Origin of the sequence: Streptomyces sp. AF1A (assembly GCF_047340315.1) — a bacterium.
In the GTDB taxonomy this organism is placed as follows: Bacteria; Actinomycetota; Actinomycetes; order Streptomycetales; family Streptomycetaceae; genus Streptomyces.
This window is the reverse complement of the sequence record NZ_JBLEBI010000144.1, coordinates 1-17,765: the sequence shown is the minus strand read 5'-3', so window position 1 is coordinate 17,765 and position 17,765 is coordinate 1. Positions and strand designations below refer to the sequence as shown.

The 17,765-nt window shown below is 71.9% G+C and carries 17 protein-coding genes; 9 read left to right on the top strand and 8 right to left on the bottom strand.

From position 1 onward, the window contains the following. On the top strand, positions 1-626 hold a 626-nt coding region (locus tag ACLU3S_RS28180; protein ID WP_413954771.1), incomplete at its 5' end, for a helix-turn-helix domain-containing protein. Between the two features lie 63 nt (positions 627-689). After that, positions 690-890: a DUF6191 domain-containing protein gene (locus tag ACLU3S_RS28175; RefSeq protein ID WP_413954770.1), complete on the top strand. Its 201-nt coding sequence runs from the start codon at positions 690-692 to the stop codon at positions 888-890. Positions 891-908: 18 nt separating this feature from the next. Here ACLU3S_RS28175 and ACLU3S_RS28170 read toward each other — a convergent pair whose 3' ends face one another. Both ACLU3S_RS28170 and ACLU3S_RS28165 read right to left on the bottom strand, forming a co-directional pair. Next, complete coding sequence (locus tag ACLU3S_RS28170) at positions 909-2,066, bottom strand: PQQ-dependent sugar dehydrogenase (protein WP_413954769.1); 1,158 nt, start codon at positions 2,064-2,066, stop codon at positions 909-911. A 341-nt stretch (positions 2,067-2,407) separates the two neighbouring features. Continuing rightward, on the bottom strand, positions 2,408-3,406 hold the full coding sequence (locus ACLU3S_RS28165) for an aldo/keto reductase (protein WP_413954768.1): 999 nt from the start codon (positions 3,404-3,406) through the stop codon (positions 2,408-2,410). Positions 3,407-3,482: 76 nt separating this feature from the next. Between ACLU3S_RS28165 and ACLU3S_RS28160 the strand changes: the two genes are divergently transcribed. The 6 genes from ACLU3S_RS28160 (at position 3,483) to serA (ending at position 13,427) form a co-directional block, all read left to right on the top strand. After that, positions 3,483-4,427 carry a 2-hydroxyacid dehydrogenase gene (locus ACLU3S_RS28160; protein WP_413954767.1) on the top strand — a complete coding sequence of 315 codons (945 nt, stop codon included), beginning with the start codon at positions 3,483-3,485 and terminating at the stop codon, positions 4,425-4,427. 385 nt (positions 4,428-4,812) lie between these two features. Next, positions 4,813-7,818, top strand: a complete 3,006-nt coding sequence (locus ACLU3S_RS28155) for a putative bifunctional diguanylate cyclase/phosphodiesterase (protein ID WP_413954766.1) — start codon at positions 4,813-4,815, stop codon at positions 7,816-7,818. 243 nt (positions 7,819-8,061) lie between these two features. Further along, a complete protein-coding gene (locus tag ACLU3S_RS28150) occupies positions 8,062-9,912 on the top strand; it encodes an acetolactate synthase large subunit (RefSeq protein WP_413954765.1) in 1,851 nt (616 codons plus the stop codon). A gap of 32 nt (positions 9,913-9,944) precedes the next feature. Then, positions 9,945-10,469 (top strand): acetolactate synthase small subunit, encoded by a 525-nt coding sequence (ilvN, locus tag ACLU3S_RS28145; protein ID WP_413954764.1) that lies wholly within the window; start codon positions 9,945-9,947, stop codon positions 10,467-10,469. Between the two features lie 119 nt (positions 10,470-10,588). Further along, a complete protein-coding gene (gene ilvC, locus ACLU3S_RS28140) occupies positions 10,589-11,587 on the top strand; it encodes a ketol-acid reductoisomerase (protein ID WP_413954763.1) in 999 nt (332 codons plus the stop codon). 250 nt (positions 11,588-11,837) lie between these two features. Then, a complete protein-coding gene (gene serA / locus ACLU3S_RS28135; RefSeq protein WP_413954762.1) occupies positions 11,838-13,427 on the top strand; it encodes a phosphoglycerate dehydrogenase in 1,590 nt (529 codons plus the stop codon). Positions 13,428-13,503: 76 nt separating this feature from the next. Here the strand turns inward: serA and ACLU3S_RS28130 are convergent, their stop codons facing one another. The 5 genes from ACLU3S_RS28130 to ACLU3S_RS28110 form a co-directional block, all read right to left on the bottom strand. Beyond that, positions 13,504-13,881 (bottom strand): hypothetical protein, encoded by a 378-nt coding sequence (locus tag ACLU3S_RS28130; RefSeq protein WP_413954761.1) that lies wholly within the window; start codon positions 13,879-13,881, stop codon positions 13,504-13,506. A gap of 83 nt (positions 13,882-13,964) precedes the next feature. Beyond that, positions 13,965-14,198 carry a hypothetical protein gene (locus ACLU3S_RS28125; protein ID WP_413954760.1) on the bottom strand — a complete coding sequence of 78 codons (234 nt, stop codon included), beginning with the start codon at positions 14,196-14,198 and terminating at the stop codon, positions 13,965-13,967. Positions 14,199-14,200: 2 nt separating this feature from the next. After that, positions 14,201-14,491, bottom strand: a complete 291-nt coding sequence (locus ACLU3S_RS28120) for a hypothetical protein (RefSeq protein ID WP_413954759.1) — start codon at positions 14,489-14,491, stop codon at positions 14,201-14,203. After that, positions 14,488-14,793 carry a hypothetical protein gene (locus ACLU3S_RS28115; protein WP_413954758.1) on the bottom strand — a complete coding sequence of 102 codons (306 nt, stop codon included), beginning with the start codon at positions 14,791-14,793 and terminating at the stop codon, positions 14,488-14,490. The genes ACLU3S_RS28120 and ACLU3S_RS28115 overlap by 4 nt, the downstream gene beginning before the upstream one ends. A gap of 406 nt (positions 14,794-15,199) precedes the next feature. After that, positions 15,200-16,753 (bottom strand): MFS transporter, encoded by a 1,554-nt coding sequence (locus ACLU3S_RS28110; RefSeq protein ID WP_413954757.1) that lies wholly within the window; start codon positions 16,751-16,753, stop codon positions 15,200-15,202. A 97-nt stretch (positions 16,754-16,850) separates the two neighbouring features. Between ACLU3S_RS28110 and ACLU3S_RS28105 the strand changes: the two genes are divergently transcribed. Next, positions 16,851-17,441 (top strand): TetR/AcrR family transcriptional regulator, encoded by a 591-nt coding sequence (locus ACLU3S_RS28105; protein ID WP_413954756.1) that lies wholly within the window; start codon positions 16,851-16,853, stop codon positions 17,439-17,441. A 93-nt stretch (positions 17,442-17,534) separates the two neighbouring features. On the opposite strand, the gene ACLU3S_RS28100 is transcribed toward ACLU3S_RS28105, so the two are convergent. Continuing rightward, positions 17,535-17,765: PucR family transcriptional regulator (locus ACLU3S_RS28100; protein ID WP_413954755.1), on the bottom strand; the 231-nt coding region annotated here is incomplete at its 5' end.

Here is a 17,765-nt window from a genome sequence, read left to right as displayed (position 1 = left end):
GCGCCGAGATCCTCGACCGGCTCTCGTCGGCCCTGAAGAACCTCACCACCGGTGTGCCCCTGTGGCGGGCCTACGACGAGTGGGCCCGCGCCGAACTGCTGCGTGCGCAGGGCCAGGACACGACCGACACCTGGGCACCGCTGGTCACCGCCTTCGAATGCCTGGACCGCCCCTACGACCTCGCGCGCGTGCGCCACCGCCTCGCCGGCGCGCTGCTGGCCGAAGGCGGCGACGACGAGCGCGACCGCGCCCTGGAACTGCTCCGGCTGGCCGCGGCCGTGGCCGGGCACCTCGGCGCCCGCCCGCTCGCCGACGCCGTCGCCCACCTCGCCCAGCGCGCCCGCCTCACCCTCACCCGTACGCCCCGCGAGGCGCTCGCCCCCGCCGACCCGGCCGCGGCCCTCGGCCTCACCAGCCGGGAGCGGGACGTGCTCCGGCTGGTCTCGGCGGGCCGCACCAACCGTCAGATAGCCGAGGAACTCTTCATCTCCCCGAAGACCGCGAGCGTCCACGTCTCCAACATCCTCAGCAAGCTCGGCGTCTCGGGCCGCGGCGAGGCGGCGGCGGTGGCCCACCGGCTCGGGCTGTTCCCCGCGGACACCGAGGACCGGCTCGTGGCGGGATGAGGACGGCAGCACGGGACCGTGGGCCGAGGCTTACGCTGGGGGAACCGGCAGGGGGGAGAAGCCGTGTTCGACGCCTTCGATGAGCTGTTCGCGCCCAGCCGCAAGCACACCCGGGAGGAACAGAACCGTCTCGAGCTGACCCGCGAGGACGTCGGGGACAGCGACCCAGGGCGCGGTCCCATCGATCTCGCGTCCGGCAAGGCGGTCATCCGGTTGCCCGCGCCGCCGGCCCCCGCCGCGCAGGCGGAGCCGGACGAGGCGTGACGGCGGCAGGCCCGACGGCTACTTCACCTCCAGCTCCAGCACCCGGTCGTCGCCCTTCTTGGGTCTGCCGCGGCCGTCCGTGTTGCTCGTGACCAGCCAGATCTTGTCGCCGCCCGCCGCGGCCACCGTGCGCAGGCGGCCGTAGGTGCCGGTGAGGAAGGCCTGCGGGGGGGCCGCGGCCTGTGTGCCGCGCAGCGGAATCCGCCACAGGCGCTGGCCCTTCAGGGACGCCATCCAGATCACCCCGTGCAGAGAGGCGATGCCGCTCGGGGAGGCGTCGTCGGTGTGCCACTGGGCCAGCGGGCTCTGGAAGCGGCTGTCGGACGACGTGCCCTCGGCGTCCGGCCAGCCGTAGTTGCCGCCGGGCCTGATGGCGTTCAGCTCGTCCCAGGTGTCCTGGCCGAACTCCGAGGCGAACAGCCGCTGTCTGTCGTCCCAGGCCAGGCCCTGCACATTGCGGTGGCCGTACGAGTACACGGGAGAGCCGGGGAAGGGGTTGCCCGGTGCCGGGTCGCCCTCCGGGGTCAAGCGCAGGATCTTGCCGCCCAGGGACTTCCTGTCCTGCGCCAGACCGCGCAGGCCGCTCTCGCCGGTGCCCGCGTAGAGCATGCCGTCCGGGCCGAAGGCGATCCGGCCGCCGTTGTGGATGGGGCCCTTGGGGATGCCCTTGAACACCGTGTCCGGGGCGCCCAGTTGCTCACCGGCCGGCTTCCGCTCGTCGTACAGCATGCGGACGATGCGGTTGTCCGAGGCCGAGGTGAAGTAGGCGTAGATCATGTGGTCCGAGGCGTAGCCGGGGGACAGGGCGATACCCAGCAGACCGCCCTCGCCGGCCGGGGAGACCCCGGAGACCGTGCCCAGCTCCGTCTTCCGGCCCGTCTTCGCGTCGATCCGCGTGATCGTCCCGTCGTCACGGGAGGAGACCAGCAGAGCGCCGTCCGGCAGCGCCGCCAGACCCCAGGGCGTCCTCAGAGCCTCCGCCACCGTGCGCAGCACCTTCACCGAGCCCTTGGCCGGTGCGGCCGACTCGGTGGCCGCACCGGACGCGGCGGTGCCCCCGCGCGCCGTACCGCCGCTGTCGCCCGGGGAATCGCTCCCGCCGGACGAGCACCCGGCCGTCAGCAGCAGGGCGGCCGCGGCCAACACGGCCGTCACAGCTCGACGTTGCACGATCATGGTCCCTCCGGGGCGGCGATCCAGCGGCAGGTCTCGTACCTCTCATACACCGCCGACCCCGCCCGGGTTCCCGATTGACGCCAACCGACCGCCGGAACCTCCGCGCCGTGCTCCCGGCGGTGTGCGGTCCGCGTCCCGTCCATCGGTGGCCCTGAGCGGTAGGCGCCGTGATCGGGCGGGGTGGCCGGGCTGCGGCCTTCGGGCGGTGCGCCCGGGGAGGGGGCGTGGGCCGGGGTGGCCCCCGCCTCGCCGAACCCCCCGGCCGGCCCGGCCCGGTCCCGATCCCGTCGGCGTCCCGTCAGTGCCCCGTCGGCGTCCCGTCAGGGCCCGACAGCGCCCCGTCAGTCCCACGACCCCTGGGCCGCCGGCAGGCGGGACACCTCCGCCAGGTCCTCGTCGGTCAGCCGCAGGTCGGCCGCCGCCGCGTTCTCGGCGGCCCAGCGGGCCTGTTTGGTGCCGGGCAGCGCGATCACGTGGCGGCCCTGGGCCAGCACCCAGGCGAGGGCCACCTGCGCCGGGGTGACGTGCTCGCCGTGGCGCCGGGCGATCCGGCGCAGGCCGGCCACGATCGGCTGGTTGGCCGCCATCATCTCGGCGGTGAACCGGGGATGCCGGGCGCGCACGTCGTCCGGCTCGAAGCCCTCGCCCGGGGTCAGTGTGCCGGTCAGGAAGCCGTTGCCCAGCGGCATCGCCGCGAGGAGGCCCACGCCCCGCGCCTCGCACCACGGAAGGAGCGCCTGCAGGGCTTCCGGTGACCACACCGACAGCTCCGCCTGCACCGCGGAGACCGGGAACACCTGCTGCACGCGCTGCAACTGGCGGAGCGTGGCGTCGTGCAGCCCGGCACCCGAGCGGCGCCCGCCGCGCGCCCCGACCGCGCACAGGCCCAGCGCCCGCACCTTCCCCGCCCGCACCAGCTCGGCCATGGCGCCCCAGGTCTCCTCGACCGGCACCTCCGGGTCGGCGCGGTGCAGCTGGTAGAGGTCGATCACGTCCGTCTGCAGGCGGCGCAGCGAGGCGTCGCAGGCCCGCTTCACGTAGCCGGGGCGGCCGTTGGCCACGATGTGCTGCTCGCCCACCAGCAGCCCCACCTTCGTGGACACGAAGGCGTCCGCGCGCCGCTCCTTGAGCACCCGGCCCAGCAGCAGCTCGTTGGTGAACGGGCCGTACATGTCCGCGGTGTCCAGCAGCGTCGAGCCCAGGTCCAGCGCCCGGTGCACGCATCTCAGCGACTCGTCCCCGCGCTGCATGGACCCGCTGTACGCCCAGCTCATCGGCATGCACCCGAGTCCGACGGACCCCACCGCGAGCGCCCCCGCGCCGATCGTCCTGCGCTCCACCTGCTCGTGAACCTCCCTCTGCCCGGCCCCCAACCTAACCTCTGCACGCGCGCGTGCCTGACATAGCCTCCTGACCATGAGTGCAGACGTATGGCTTCCCATCGCGCCGGAGGAGATCGAGGGGCTTCCGGAGGGGCCCCGGTACCTGTTCTGGGACGGGGGTGAGCAGTTCCCGGCCGACCCGGGCGACTGCTCCTTCTACGTGGTGCCCTACATGAAGCCCGCCGGGATCGGGCTGCGCCCACTGCCGCGGATGGTCCGCGTCGAGGTCGTGCAGACGCTGTCGGCAGGCGTCGACCACGTGCAGCCGGGCCTGCGGCACCTGCACCCGGGCGTGCGGCTGTGCAACGCGCGCGGCGTGCACGAGGCGAGTACCGCCGAACTGGCCCTGACCCTGGTCCTCGCCTCCCTGCGCGGCGTCCCGGACTTCGTACGGGCCCAGGAGCGCGGGGAGTGGCTCGGCGGATTCAGGCCCGCCCTCGCCGACAGGACGGTCCTCATCGTCGGCTACGGCTCCATCGGCGCCGCCATCGAGGACCGGCTCGTGCCCTTCGAGGTTGCGCGGGTGGCGCGCGTCGCGCGCTCCGAGCGCACCACAGCGCGCGGTCCCGTGCATCCGCTCACCGAATTGCCTTCTCTGCTTCCACACGCCGACGTCGTGATCCTCTCCACGCCCTTGACGGCCGAGACGCGGGGCCTGGCCGACGCCGACTTCCTGGCGCGGATGAAGGACGGGGCGCTGCTGGTGAACGTGGCGCGCGGGCCCGTCGTCGACACGAAGGCCCTGCTCATGGAGCTGGAGAGCGGCCGGCTCAGCGCGGCCCTGGACGTCACGGACCCCGAGCCGCTGCCGCCCGGACACCCGCTCTGGCAGGCCCCCGGCGTGCTCATCAGCCCCCACATGGGCGGCCCCACATCGGCCTTCCTGCCGCGCGCCAAGCGGCTGCTCGTCGACCAGTTGACCCGGTTCGTGAACCAGGAGCCCCTGCGCAACGTGATGGTGACGACGGGCGCGGACTGACGGGACTCCGTTTCCGGCACCCTCCGCAACCTCCCGGACGCGGTCCGTGCCCGTATCCCCGCTGGTCGTCACGGAGCGTAGAGAAGCTATGTCCCTGAGTGACGATACTGGTGTATCGTCCCGACAGGGGCTGCCGCCGACCGTTCGGCGCCGGGGATGACATTTCAGCTCTGTGAGGGGGGCGACGGGCGATGCACGGCCTATGGACGAACGATCCGACGCGGCGGAGCCGCCGACGGCGACCCTGGCGCACGGCCGCACGCAGACGCGGCCATCACACCGGCCACCACAACCACCACCAGCGCCGGCACAGCGGCCGCAGGAGGCATGCGCACCCAGCACACCGGGACCGGCGGGACGCGGGAGCGCGGAGCGGGAGGCCCCGGTGAGTGCGCCCCCCTCCGCGACGACCACGCTCGACGAGGCGGTGCGCGCACCGCACCCGCAGGGGGCGCCACCGCCCCGCAGGCCGGCCGCCGGGGGGCGCACACGCACCTCCGAGCAGCTCGTCCTGGCCCTGATCTGCGCGGGGTACGCCGTCGGCGCCGCGTTCGACTGGGGCACGGAGGAAGTCGCGCTGGTCATGGGCGACTTCGGGCTGAGCGCCGCGGCCGGCGCCGCCGCCGTCTCCTGCTTCCTGTACGCCCGCAGCCCACGCGTGCGCTTCCGCTCGGCCTGGCTGCTGTTCTCCCTCTCCTCCACGATGGCGGCCCTGGGCAACGCGATCTGGGGGTGGTACGAGGTCGTCCTGGGACGGCCCGTGCCCAGCCCCTCCTACGCCGACCTGTTCTTCCTGTGCTTCGCGCCGCCCGCCATCGTGGGCCTGCTCGTGCTCGCCAAGCGGCCGGTGACGAAGGCCGGCTGGATCTGCCTCGCGCTGGACGCCTGGCTGATCGGCGGCTCGCTGCTCACCCTGTCGTGGAGTCTCGCGCTCGCCCAGGCGGCCCGGTTCGACGGGCCCAGCGTGGCGCACACCGCGCTGTCGCTGGCGTACCCGCTGCTCGACATCGCGCTCGTCAGCATGGTGCTGGCGCTGCACTTCCGCCGCGCCCCGGGCAACCGCACGGCGGTGAACACCGCGATTGGCGCGCTGGCCCTGACCGTGATGTGCGACGCGCTGTTCACCTCGCCGCTGATGCACAGCAGTTACCACTCCGGGCAGTTGCTGGACGCGGGCTGGTTCGCCGGCTCGCTGCTGCTCGCCTACGCCCCCTGGGCCACTCCCCGGCACGGGCGAACGGAGGAGCGGGCGTCGGACGGGCACACGCGCGTGGTGCACGAGCACGTACCCGGACACCGCGGCGCCGGCCGCCCCGTGCCGGTGCCCGCCCCGGGAGGCGACCACGGCCGGTATCCGGCCGGGCGCCCGATCACCGGCTCCCTCGCCGCCCTCACCCCGTACCTCGCCGCCGCCGTGTGCACCCTGGGCATCCTGTACAACGTCCTCAACGGCCGCAGACCCGACCACGTCGTGCTGATCACCGCGGGCGCCGTGGTGCTCGCGCTCGTCATCCGGCAGGGCATCATGCTGCTGGACAACATCACCCTCACCCAGGAACTGGCGCAGAAGGAGAACCACTTCCGCTCCCTGGTGCAGGGCTCCAGCGACGTCATCATGATCGCCGCGCCCAACGGCATCCTGCGGTACGTCTCCCCGGCGGCCGCCGGGGTCTACGGCCGGCCCGCCGAGGAGCTGGTGGGCACCGAACTGGCCGCGCTCATCCACCCGGAGGACCTGGGCCGTGTGGTGCACGAGGTGCGCCGCTTCCTCGCCGCCAGCCCGCTGGAGGAACCCACCACGCGCATCGAGTGCCGCTTCCGCTCCGGTGACGGCGGCTGGCTCAACGTCGAGTCCACCGTCAACCGGCACCACGGCGGCCTGATCTTCAACAGCCGGGACGTGACCGAGCGGGTGCGCCTGCAGGCACAGCTGCAGCACAACGCCGAGCACGACCCGCTGACCGACCTGCCCAACCGGGCGCTGTTCACCCGGCGCGTCCAGCAGGCCCTGTCCGGGCGCCGGGCCACCGACCGGGGCGCCGCCCTGCTGGGCACGGCCGTGCTCTTCATCGACCTGGACGGCTTCAAGGCCGTCAACGACACGATCGGGCACCAGGCCGGGGACGAACTGCTCGTCCAGGCCGCCCGCAGACTCCAGGACGGGGTCCGGCAGGGCGACACCGCGTCCCGGCTGGGCGGCGACGAGTTCGCGGCCCTGATCGCCGGCGACGGCGCCCGGGACCGTGCCGCCCGGGAGCGCAACATCCTGGAGCTCGCCGACCGCCTCAGGGTGACCCTCTCCCAGCCGTACTCGATCGACGGCAACGATGTCCGCGTCAACGCCTCCATCGGCGTCGCCTTCGCCGAACCGGGTCTCGGCGCGGGCGAGCTGCTGCGCAACGCCGACCTCGCGATGTACCGCGCGAAGTCGGCGGGGAAGGGTCGGGTGGAGCTGTACCGGCCGCAGATGCAGCAGGACGTCGTCCGCAAGGCGGAGCTGGCCACCCGGCTGCGCGCCGCGCTGCACGAGGGCGAGTTCACGCTGCTGCACCAGCCGGTGGTGTGCCTGGAGACCGGCCGGATCACGGCGGTCTCGGCGCAGGCGCGCTGGCGCTCCTCGCAGGGGGTGCTGTTCACCCCGGCCGAGTTCCTGCGGGTAGCCGAGGACGGCGACAAGACCGCCGAGCTGGACCGCTGGATCCTCCACGAGGCCGTGGAGCAGGCCGCCGAGCGGGCGGCGACCGGGCTCGTCGTACCGGTGGCGGTGCGGATGAGCGCCCGGCGGCTGCTGGACCGCTCGCTGCGGCCGGCCTCCGTGGAGGCGCTGCTGTCCCGCCACGGGCTGCCGCCGGGGGCGCTGGTCGTCGAGCTGTCCGACACGGACCCGCGGCTCTCCCCGGACGAGCTGGAGCGCCGGCTGACCGCGCTCAGCCGGCTCGGGGTGCGGATCGCGCTGGACGGCGTCGGCAGCGGCCACGCGGCGATCACCGCCCTCAGAAGGCTGCCCGTGGACGTCCTCAAGCTCGACCGCAGCCTGGTCGAGGGCGTGGTCGAGTCCCCGCGGCTGCACAAGATCACCAGCGGCCTGCTGCGGATCGCCGGCGACCTGGGGCTCCAGTGCGTCGCCGAGGGCGTGGACCTGCCCGGTCAGGTGGCCGCCCTGCGCGCCATGGGCTGCACGCACGCGCAGGGCATGGCGTTCGCCGGAGCGCTGGACGAGTACCGGCTGCGCCGGGCACTCGGATCGGGCCACTATCCGGTGCCCCGCACGCCGGCCGAACCGGCCTTCGCAGGGAAGGCCTCGGGGGTGTACACAGGGGGTGTTACCGCTGTCCTCGGAGGCGGCAGTGCTCATCGTTCACATTCTGAGACGCCCGTCCCACCCACTTGACACGTGGTGCGTGCCAGGGAGAGGGTCAGTTCCATGCGCACCCGAATTCTCGTACTTGGACAGCGCGTCGGCTGAGCTGGGACCCACCGGAGGACGATCCGGAATCCCCAGCGACCTCACCGGCGCGCTCCCCTCGCTTGCCTTGCGGCACGAGGGGTTTTTTGTTGCACGAGTGCCTCCCGTGCAGCGCTTGAACTCCGCACGAACCTCGCAAAAACCCTCAGCATCGAGAAGAGAATGCCGATGACCGAGCAGGCCACCGGGGCCCACCATCCGCAGCCGCGGCCCCGATCCGGAGGACAGCACTCCGCCACCGTCGAGCACGTCACGGGTGCGCAGTCCCTCATCCGCTCCCTCGAGGAGGTCGGCGCGGACACGGTATTCGGCATTCCCGGCGGCGCGATCCTGCCGGCCTACGACCCGCTGATGGACTCGAACCGGGTGCGGCACGTCCTGGTCCGCCACGAGCAGGGCGCCGGCCACGCCGCCACGGGGTACGCGCAGGCCACCGGCAAGGTCGGCGTCTGCATGGCCACGTCGGGCCCGGGCGCCACCAACCTGGTCACCCCGATCGCGGACGCCCACATGGACTCGGTGCCGCTCGTGGCGATCACCGGGCAGGTGGCCTCCCGGGCGATCGGCACGGACGCCTTCCAGGAGGCGGACATCGTCGGCATCACGATGCCGATCACCAAGCACAACTTCCTGGTCACCAAGGCCGACGACATCCCGCGCGTGATCGCGCAGGCCTTCCACATCGCCTCCACCGGCCGCCCCGGCCCGGTCCTGGTCGACATCGCCAAGGACGCCCTCCAGGCGAGGACCACCTTCTCCTGGCCGCCGGTGATGGACCTGCCCGGCTACCGCCCGGTGACCAAGCCGCACGCCAAGCAGATCCGCGAGGCCGCGAAGCTCATCACCGCCGCCAGGCGGCCCGTCCTCTACGTCGGCGGCGGTGTCATCAAGGCACACGCCACCGCCGAGCTCAAGGTCCTCGCCGAGCTCACCGGAGCGCCCGTCACCACCACCCTGATGGCGCTCGGCGCGTTCCCCGACAGCCACCCGCTGCACGTGGGAATGCCGGGCATGCACGGTGCGGTCACCGCCGTCACCGCGCTGCAGAAGGCCGACCTGATCGTCGCCCTCGGAGCCCGCTTCGACGACCGCGTCACCGGCAAGCTGGACAGCTTCGCCCCGTACGCCAAGATCGTCCACGCCGACATCGACCCGGCGGAGATCGGCAAGAACCGCGCCGCCGACGTGCCGATCGTGGGTGACGCCCGCGAGGTCCTCGCCGACCTGGTCCAGGCCGTGCAGAAGGAGCACAGTGAGGGCCACAAGGGCGACTACACCGCCTGGTGGAGCGACCTCAACCGCTGGCGCGAGACCTACCCGCTCGGGTACGACCTGCCCGAGGACGGCTCGCTCTCGCCGCAGCAGGTCATCGAGCGCATCGGGCAGCTCGCGCCCGAGGGCACGATCTTCGCGGCGGGCGTCGGCCAGCACCAGATGTGGGCCGCGCACTTCATCCAGTACGACACGCCCGCCACCTGGCTCAACTCCGGCGGCGCCGGGACGATGGGCTACGCGGTGCCGGCCGCCATGGGCGCCAAGGCCGGGCAGCCGGGCCGTACGGTCTGGGCGGTCGACGGCGACGGCTGCTTCCAGATGACCAATCAGGAGCTGACCACCTGCGCCCTGAACAACATCCCGATCAAGGTCGCCATCATCAACAACGGCGCCCTCGGGATGGTCCGCCAGTGGCAGACCCTCTTCTACAACCAGCGCTACTCCAACACCGTGCTGCACAGCGGCCCCGACGACGTCAACCCGGAGGCCCGCGGCACGCGCGTGCCGGACTTCGTGAAGCTGTCCGAGGCGATGGGCTGCGTGGGCCTGCGCTGCGAGCGGCCGGAAGACCTGGACAAGGTCATCCAGGAGGCCAACTCCATCAACGACCGCCCCGTGGTCGTCGACTTCGTCGTCCACGAGGACGCGATGGTGTGGCCGATGGTCGCCGCCGGCACCTCCAACGACGAGATCATGGCCGCCCGGGACGTCCGCCCCGACTTCGGCGACAGCGAAGACGACTGACCTTCAACAGGCAAGGAAGAGCAGAACACACCATGTCCAAGCACACGCTCTCCGTCCTGGTGGAGAACACGCCGGGCATCCTCGCCCGGATCGCCGCCCTGTTCTCCCGGCGCGGCTTCAACATCGACTCGCTCGCGGTCGGCGTCACCGAGCACCCCGACATCTCCCGCATCACCATCGTGGTGAACGTCGAGGACCTGCCGCTGGAGCAGGTGACCAAGCAGCTCAACAAGCTCGTCAACGTGCTGAAGATCGTCGAGCTGGAACCGGGCCAGGCCGTGCAGCGCGAACTCGTCCTGGTGAAGGTCCGCGCGGACAACGAGACCCGCTCCCAGATCGTGGAGATCGTCCAGCTGTTCCGCGCCAAGACGGTCGACGTCTCCCCGGAGGCCGTGACCATCGAGGCCACCGGGTCCGGCGACAAGCTGTCCGCCATGCTCAAGATGCTCGAGCCGTTCGGCATCAAGGAGCTGGTCCAGTCCGGCACGATCGCGATCGGCCGGGGCGCCCGTTCGATCACGGACCGTTCGCTGCGCGCTCTGGACCGATCCGCGTAAGGCTGGAAAGGGGCGGTCGGCGTGTCGCCGACCGCCCGTATGCCGAGACCCCGAGACTTCCGTCCCACCCGCCGTCATACGGTGGGTCGCATCACCTGCACACAAGGAGAGAACCCAAAGTGGCCGAGCTGTTCTACGACGCTGACGCCGATCTGTCGATCATCCAGGGCCGCAAGGTCGCCGTGATCGGCTACGGCAGCCAGGGTCACGCCCACGCCCTGTCGCTGCGCGACTCCGGTGTCGACGTCCGGGTCGGTCTGCACGAGGGCTCCACCTCCAAGGCGAAGGCCGAGGAGCAGGGCCTGCGCGTGGTGACCCCGTCGGAGGCCGCCGCCGAGGCCGACGTCATCATGATCCTGGTTCCGGACCCGATCCAGGCCCAGGTCTACGAGGAGTCCATCGCCCCGAACCTGAAGGACGGCGACGCGCTGTTCTTCGGCCACGGCTTCAACATCCGCTTCGGCTTCATCAAGCCCCCGGCCGGCGTGGACGTGTGCATGGTCGCCCCGAAGGGCCCGGGCCACCTGGTGCGCCGTCAGTACGAGGAGGGCCGCGGCGTTCCGTGCATCGCCGCCGTCGAGCAGGACGCGTCCGGCAACGCCTTCGCGCTGGCCCTGTCGTACGCCAAGGGCATCGGCGGCACCCGCGCCGGCGTCATCAAGACGACCTTCACCGAGGAGACCGAGACCGACCTCTTCGGCGAGCAGGCCGTGCTCTGCGGCGGCACCGCCGCCCTGGTCAAGGCGGGCTTCGAGACCCTGACCGAGGCCGGCTACCAGCCTGAGATCGCCTACTTCGAGTGCCTGCACGAGCTGAAGCTGATCGTCGACCTCATGTACGAGGGCGGCCTGGAGAAGATGCGCTGGTCGATCTCCGAGACCGCCGAGTGGGGCGACTACGTCACCGGCCCGCGCATCATCACCGACGCCACCAAGGCCGAGATGAAGAAGGTCCTCGCCGAGATCCAGGACGGCTCCTTCGCCCAGCAGTGGATGGACGAGTACCACGGCGGCCTGAAGAAGTACAACGAGTACAAGCAGCAGGACTCCGAGCACCTGCTGGAGACCACCGGCAAGCAGCTGCGCAAGCTGATGAGCTGGGTGAACGAGGAGGCGTAAGCCTCGCGTCAGGGGGGCCGGGGCACGCTGCTCCGGCCCCCGTTCCACACCGCCGGCAGGGCTACGGAACGTAGAACCCCGTCCGGGTGATCCTTCCGCAGCGGCGTAATGCAACGACCGCGGCGCCACTAGACTGCTGCACAACATACGCGTCAGGCCCACAGCGTCGTGCGTCTTCCACGCGGCTAGCACCCCTCCACCGCCAGCGGCCGTCGGGACGGCCGTCCGCATTGGACTTGTGAGGACTCACGTGAGCTCGAAACCCGTCGTACTCATCGCCGAAGAGCTTTCGCCCGCGACCGTCGACGCCCTCGGCCCGGACTTCGAGATCCGGCACTGCAACGGAGCCGACCGAGCCGAACTGCTCCCCGCCATCGCCGACGTCGACGCGATCCTGATCCGTTCCGCCACGAAGGTCGACGCGGAGGCCATCGCGGCGGCCAAGAAGCTCAAGGTCGTCGCGCGCGCGGGCGTCGGCCTGGACAACGTCGACGTCTCCGCCGCCACCAAGGCCGGCGTGATGGTCGTCAACGCCCCGACCTCCAACATCGTCACCGCCGCCGAGCTGGCCTGCGGTCTGCTCCTGTCCTCCGCCCGCAACATCCCGCAGGCCAACGCCGCGCTGAAGAACGGCGAGTGGAAGCGCAGCAAGTACACGGGCGTCGAGCTGGCCGAGAAGACGCTGGGCGTCGTGGGCCTGGGCCGCATCGGCGCCCTCGTCGCGCAGCGCATGTCCGCCTTCGGCATGAAGGTCGTCGCCTACGACCCCTACGTGCAGCCCGCGCGGGCCGCGCAGATGGGCGTCAAGGTGCTGTCCCTGGACGAGCTGCTCGAGGTCTCCGACTTCATCACCGTCCACCTGCCCAAGACCCCCGAGACCCTCGGCCTCATCGGCGACGAGGCGCTGCGCAAGGTCAAGCCGAGCGTGCGCATCGTCAACGCCGCGCGCGGCGGCATCGTCGACGAGGAGGCGCTGTACGCGGCGCTGAAGGAGGGCCGGGTCGCCGGCGCCGGCCTCGACGTGTACGCCAAGGAGCCGTGCACCGACTCGCCGCTGTTCGAGCTGGACCAGGTGGTCTGCACCCCGCACCTCGGCGCCTCCACCGACGAGGCCCAGGAGAAGGCCGGCATCGCCGTCGCCAAGTCGGTGCGCCTCGCGCTCGCCGGTGAGCTGGTGCCGGACGCGGTCAACGTCCAGGGCGGCGTCATCGCCGAGGACGTCAAGCCCGGTCTGCCGCTCGCCGAGCGCCTCGGCCGGATCTTCACCGCGCTGGCCGGCGAGGTCGCGGTCCGCCTCGACGTCGAGGTCTACGGCGAGATCACCCAGCACGACGTGAAGGTGCTGGAGCTGTCCGCGCTCAAGGGCGTGTTCGAGGACGTCGTGGACGAGACGGTGTCGTACGTCAACGCCCCGCTGTTCGCGCAGGAGCGCGGGGTCGAGGTCCGCCTGACCACCAGCTCGGAGTCCGCCGACCACCGCAACGTGGTGACCGTGCGCGGCACGCTGGCGGGCGGCGAGGAGGTGTCGGTCTCCGGCACGCTGGCCGGCCCGAAGCACGTCCAGAAGATCGTCGCGGTCGGCGACTACGACGTCGACCTCGCGCTCGCCGACCACATGGTCGTCCTGCGCTACGAGGACCGTCCGGGTGTCGTCGGCACCGTCGGCCGCATCCTCGGCGAGGCGGGCATCAACATCGCCGGCATGCAGGTCGCGCGCGCGGTGGCGGGCGGAGAGGCGCTCGCCGTGCTCACCGTGGACGACACGGTGGGCTCCGGCGTGCTGGCCGAGGTGGCCTCCGAGATCGGGGCGACGTCGGCCCGGTCGGTGAACCTGGTCTGAGGACGCCGCACAGCCACCGGACGCCGGACGGGCCGATGACGCCCGTCCGGCGTTCGCCTGTTCCGCCTCCCGTGCGTCAGGTGACGTTGATCGTGGTGGAGGGGGAGGTCTGGTCACCGACGGTGAAGGACACGGTGGCGGCGCCGGTGCGGGCATCCTCCGTGGCGCTGACGCAGACCCACATGATGCTCTCCGTTCCCGCCGCGTCGCCGACCAGCAGATCGACGTCCTTGAAGGTCAGGACGGTCCCGTTGGCGGAGAGCGCGCCCACGTGGACGACATTGTCTCTGTTGCCGGCCCTGACGGTCAGCTGGTGGTCGGGCTCGTTCGGCCCGCCCCAGCGGAACCCGCTGGGCAGCGACGCGACAACGGTCTGCGGGGGGAGGTTCGTGGAACCGTTGTTGCGCACCTTGACGCCGGGGTACTTGCCCTCCCCGCCCCTTGGCGCGAGCACCGGGGTGCCGCTCGCCGAGACGGTGACGGCCGGTCTGACGAGGATCCGAGTCGAGGGCGATTTCTTCCCCGCGACGTCGAAGGTCAGGGCGGTGGAGCCGGGCGGGCGTCGTGGCCGGCACTCACGCAGACCCAGACGGTGGTCGTGCCGGGCAGGTGCAGATCGACGTCGGTGAAGGTGAGCGAGCCACCGTCACCGGACAGGGCTCCGGGGTACGCGGTCTTGGTCCCGTTGGACTGCTGCACGGTCAGCTGGTAGTCGGCCTGTGCCTGTGTGCCCCAGAGCAGGCGGCGGCCTTCGGGCAGGGTGACCGTCACGTTCACCGGCTCCAGGCGGCCCCGGCCTCCTTGCCGGCGCTGACGCTGCCGTTCTGGCCGGTGTCACCGCCCCTGCCCCCGAAGTTGTCGGTGCAGGCAGGGGTCGCGCCCTTGCCACGGGCAAAACCCGATGCACCCCGCGCCGCTGTCCCTTGGTCATTTTCCACGCGCAGCGTTCCGTCCGAGCCACGCGTGCCGCCACCTGCCCCACCCGGAACATCATTGAAGCTCCTACCACCGCCTCCGGCGATCAGGAGCGGCTTGCCGAGCCGCTGGCTGTACAGGCCGCTCATGCCGCCGCCACCGGGCGCTCCGCCCCCCATGTCGACGACGACCAGCAGGATCTCGCCCGGCTGGACCGCGATGTCCCCGGTGGCGAACCCGCCCCCGCCGCTTCCCTCTTGCTTGCCGCCGCCCCAGCAGCGGGCGTTGATCGTGGTGACACCGGGCGGACCTTGAATTCCTGCACCTTGCCGGTGTGGTTGAACCGCTCGATGCGGTTGTAGAGGGGGATGGCCGGGCTCTCGACCCCTGCGGGCGCCGGCTCGGCGGTCTCTGCCGGCGCGAGTTCGGGGGTCATGGTCTCCAGGGCCATGATGGTCGTCCTTTCCTTGAGGTCTTCGACTGGTCGTCGTCGGTGCATCGGTCGTGTTCGTTCAGGGGCACCTCTCTCGTGGATCGACGTCGCTGGGATCCGGCCCGGCGTCCCACATCCGTCGCACCCATCGCAGGGTGAGGCGCGGAGCCGGCCGGCCGTGGGTGAGCCCTCTCGGGATACGGCTCCGCCTGCTGGAGCCGTCCTGCCGGACCGGGACCGGCCCAGCGATTCGACGGACTTGCACCACAGGTCCAGGTCGCGGGCGGCGCTCAGCTCGTCGGAGCGGGCCCGGGCCGGTGATCAGACACCGGTGCGTGGCCGGACGGCGTCCACCGGGATTCTCCGCCGACGAAGCGGCGCCGGACGGGCACTCCCAGCCCGTCCGGCGCCGCTTCGGTACCCCTTACCTGTCGGTCACCCCCTGCCCCTCGGTCACACGGATCGACCTCAAGGCCCGGGCCGCCAGCAGCGCCGCGGCCGCCAGCAGGACGGTGGCGGCGATCGCCGCGCCCTGCATCCCGCTGGTGAACGCCTCGCGGGCCGCCGCCGCCAGGGCGTCTCCCGCGCGCCCCGGGAGCCGGCCGGCCACGGTGAGCGCGCCGCCGAGGGTCTCGCGGGCCGCGTCCGGCGCCGCGGTCGGGACGTCGTGGCGGTAGACCGCCGTGCCGATCGAGCCGAGGACCGCCATGCCGAGCGCCCCGCCGAACTCCGCGCCGGTCTCCATCAGGGAGGACGCCGAACCGGCCCGCTCCACCGGCGCGCTGCTCAGGGCCAGGTCGGTGATCTGGGAGATGACCATGACGATCCCGGAGGCGAGGACCCCGCACGCGACCAGGACCAGCCAGAGGGCGTCACTGTCCGCGAAGGCCAACAGGGCGTAGCCGGCCGCGGCGATCGCGAAGCCGGCGGCGACGACGTGGGCGCGGTTCACGCCCTTCTGCACCAGCGCGGTCGCCGCCGGTGCGGCCATGCCGATCGGCACCGAGGGCAGCAGCGCCCACAGGGCCGCCTCCATCGCGCTCTTGCCGAGCACCGACTGCAGGTACTGGGTGGTGAAGAAGGCGGAGCCCATCATCCCGAACGACGCGACCAGGTTGAGCACCACGGAGGGCGCGAAGCCGCGGCCGCGGAAGAGCGCCGGGTCGATCATCGGGGACGCGGCGGTGCGCTGGCGGCGGACGAACAGGGCCGCGAAGACCAGACCGACGGCGATCGAGACGACGTAGGAGACGCGGAAGCCCTCCGACGGCAGTTCCTTCAGGCCGTAGATGACGGGCAGGACCGCGGCCATCGACAGCGGGACGCTCGGCCAGTCGAAGCGGCCGGGCCGCGGGTCGCGTGACTCCGGCAGCAGGAGCGGGCCGAGGATCAGCAGCAGGGCCATCGCGGGCAGGTTGACGAGGAAGACCGAGCCCCACCAGAAGTGCTCCACCAGGATGCCGCTCATCACCGAGCCGAGGGCGATGCCACCGGTCATCACGCCGGACCACAGGCCGATCGCCTTCGCGCGCTGGCCGGGGTCGGTGAACATCGTGCGGACCAGCGCCATGGTCGACGGCATCAGGGTCGCGCCGCCGATGCCGAGGACCGCGCGGGCCGCGATCAGCACCTCGGCGCTGCTCGCGTAGGCCGCGGTCAGGGACGCGGCGCCGAAGGCCCCGGCGCCCATGAGGAGGAGCCTGCGGCGGCCGACGCGGTCGCCCAGCGCGCCCATGGTCATCAGCAGGCCGGCCAGGACGAAGCCGTAGATGTCGAAGATCCACAGTTGCTGGATGCCGCTCGGTTCGAGGTCGGCGCTGATCGCCGGGATGGCGAAGTACAGCACCGAGACGTCCATCGAGACCAGCAGCAGCGGCAGCATCAGCACGCCGAGAGCGGTCCACTCGCGGCGTCCGGCGCGGGTGGGGGCGGCGCCTTCGGCGCCGAGCGAGGTGGTGGTGCCCGTCGAGTTTGTCATGCCGGTGACTGTACGGGCGTATTAAACGCTTGTATAGAACGTCTGTATAAGTCATCCGTCTAGGACGGTTGTATGGACCGACGGTAGGGTGGGGCGCATGGGACACCGCGAAGACCTGCTCGAAGGCGCCAAGCGCTGCCTGCTGGAGAAGGGGTTCCTGCGCACGACCGCGCGGGACATCGTCAAGGAGTCGGGCACCAACCTGGCGTCGATCGGCTACCACTACGGGTCGAAGGACGCGCTGCTGGTGCAGGCCTATGTGTCGCTGGTCCAGGAGATGGGGGACCGCTACGGACCCGGGTGGGGAGCGGGCGAGGTGCCCCGGACCGCTCCGGGCTCGCTGGACCGCTTCCGCGAGGTGTGGGCCAACATCATCGGCTCGGTGCCCGAGGCCCGTCCGATCTGGCTGCTGAGCTTCGAGCTCATCCTGCAGGGCGACCGCCTGCCCGAGGTGCGCAGGATGCTGGCCGCGGCGCAGGAGGAGGGCCGCTCGGGCATCGTCCCGCTGTTCAACGGCGTCCCCGAGGAGAAGCTGGACAGGGAGACCGTGGAGACCGAGGGCCGCTTCTACACGACGCTGCTGCAGGGCCTCATGGTCCAGTGGCTCTTCGACCCGGACTCGGCGACCACCGCGGAGCAGCTCACCGAGGGCCTGCGCCGCGTCGTCGACGGAGTCGGCAGGAGCTGACGTGCCGGCCGGCCGTCCCCGCGGAGACGGCCGAGGCCGGCCTGGCCTGTCACGTCGTACCCCGCGCTGCCGAGGGGGCGCCGTCGGACCGGCTCACAGCCGCGCCCGCTTCAGCGCCATGTGCAGCAGCAGCCGGTCCTCCCCGTCGTCCAGGTCCAGGCCCGTCAGCTGCTCCACCCGGGACAGGCGGTAGTACAGGGTCTGCCGGTGGATGCCCAGTTCGGCGGCCGTGCGGCCGGCCTGGCCCGCGCGGTCGAGGAAGACCTCGGCGGTGCGGGCCAGCTCCCGGTGGGCGGGGGAGAGCAGCGGGCCGGCGACGGGATC

Coding starts and splice junctions, on each gene's coding strand:
- ACLU3S_RS28170 (WP_413954769.1), bottom strand. CDS start 2,066: ATGATCGTGCAACGTCGAGCTGTGACGGCCGTGTTGGCCGCGGCCGCC.
- ACLU3S_RS28160 (WP_413954767.1), top strand. CDS start 3,483: ATGAGTGCAGACGTATGGCTTCCCATCGCGCCGGAGGAGATCGAGGGG.
- ACLU3S_RS28150 (WP_413954765.1), top strand. CDS start 8,062: ATGACCGAGCAGGCCACCGGGGCCCACCATCCGCAGCCGCGGCCCCGA.
- ilvN (WP_413954764.1), top strand. CDS start 9,945: ATGTCCAAGCACACGCTCTCCGTCCTGGTGGAGAACACGCCGGGCATC.
- ACLU3S_RS28120 (WP_413954759.1), bottom strand. CDS start 14,491: ATGAGCGGCCTGTACAGCCAGCGGCTCGGCAAGCCGCTCCTGATCGCC.
- ACLU3S_RS28115 (WP_413954758.1), bottom strand. CDS start 14,793: ATGGCCCTGGAGACCATGACCCCCGAACTCGCGCCGGCAGAGACCGCC.
- ACLU3S_RS28110 (WP_413954757.1), bottom strand. CDS start 16,753: ATGACAAACTCGACGGGCACCACCACCTCGCTCGGCGCCGAAGGCGCC.
- ACLU3S_RS28105 (WP_413954756.1), top strand. CDS start 16,851: ATGGGACACCGCGAAGACCTGCTCGAAGGCGCCAAGCGCTGCCTGCTG.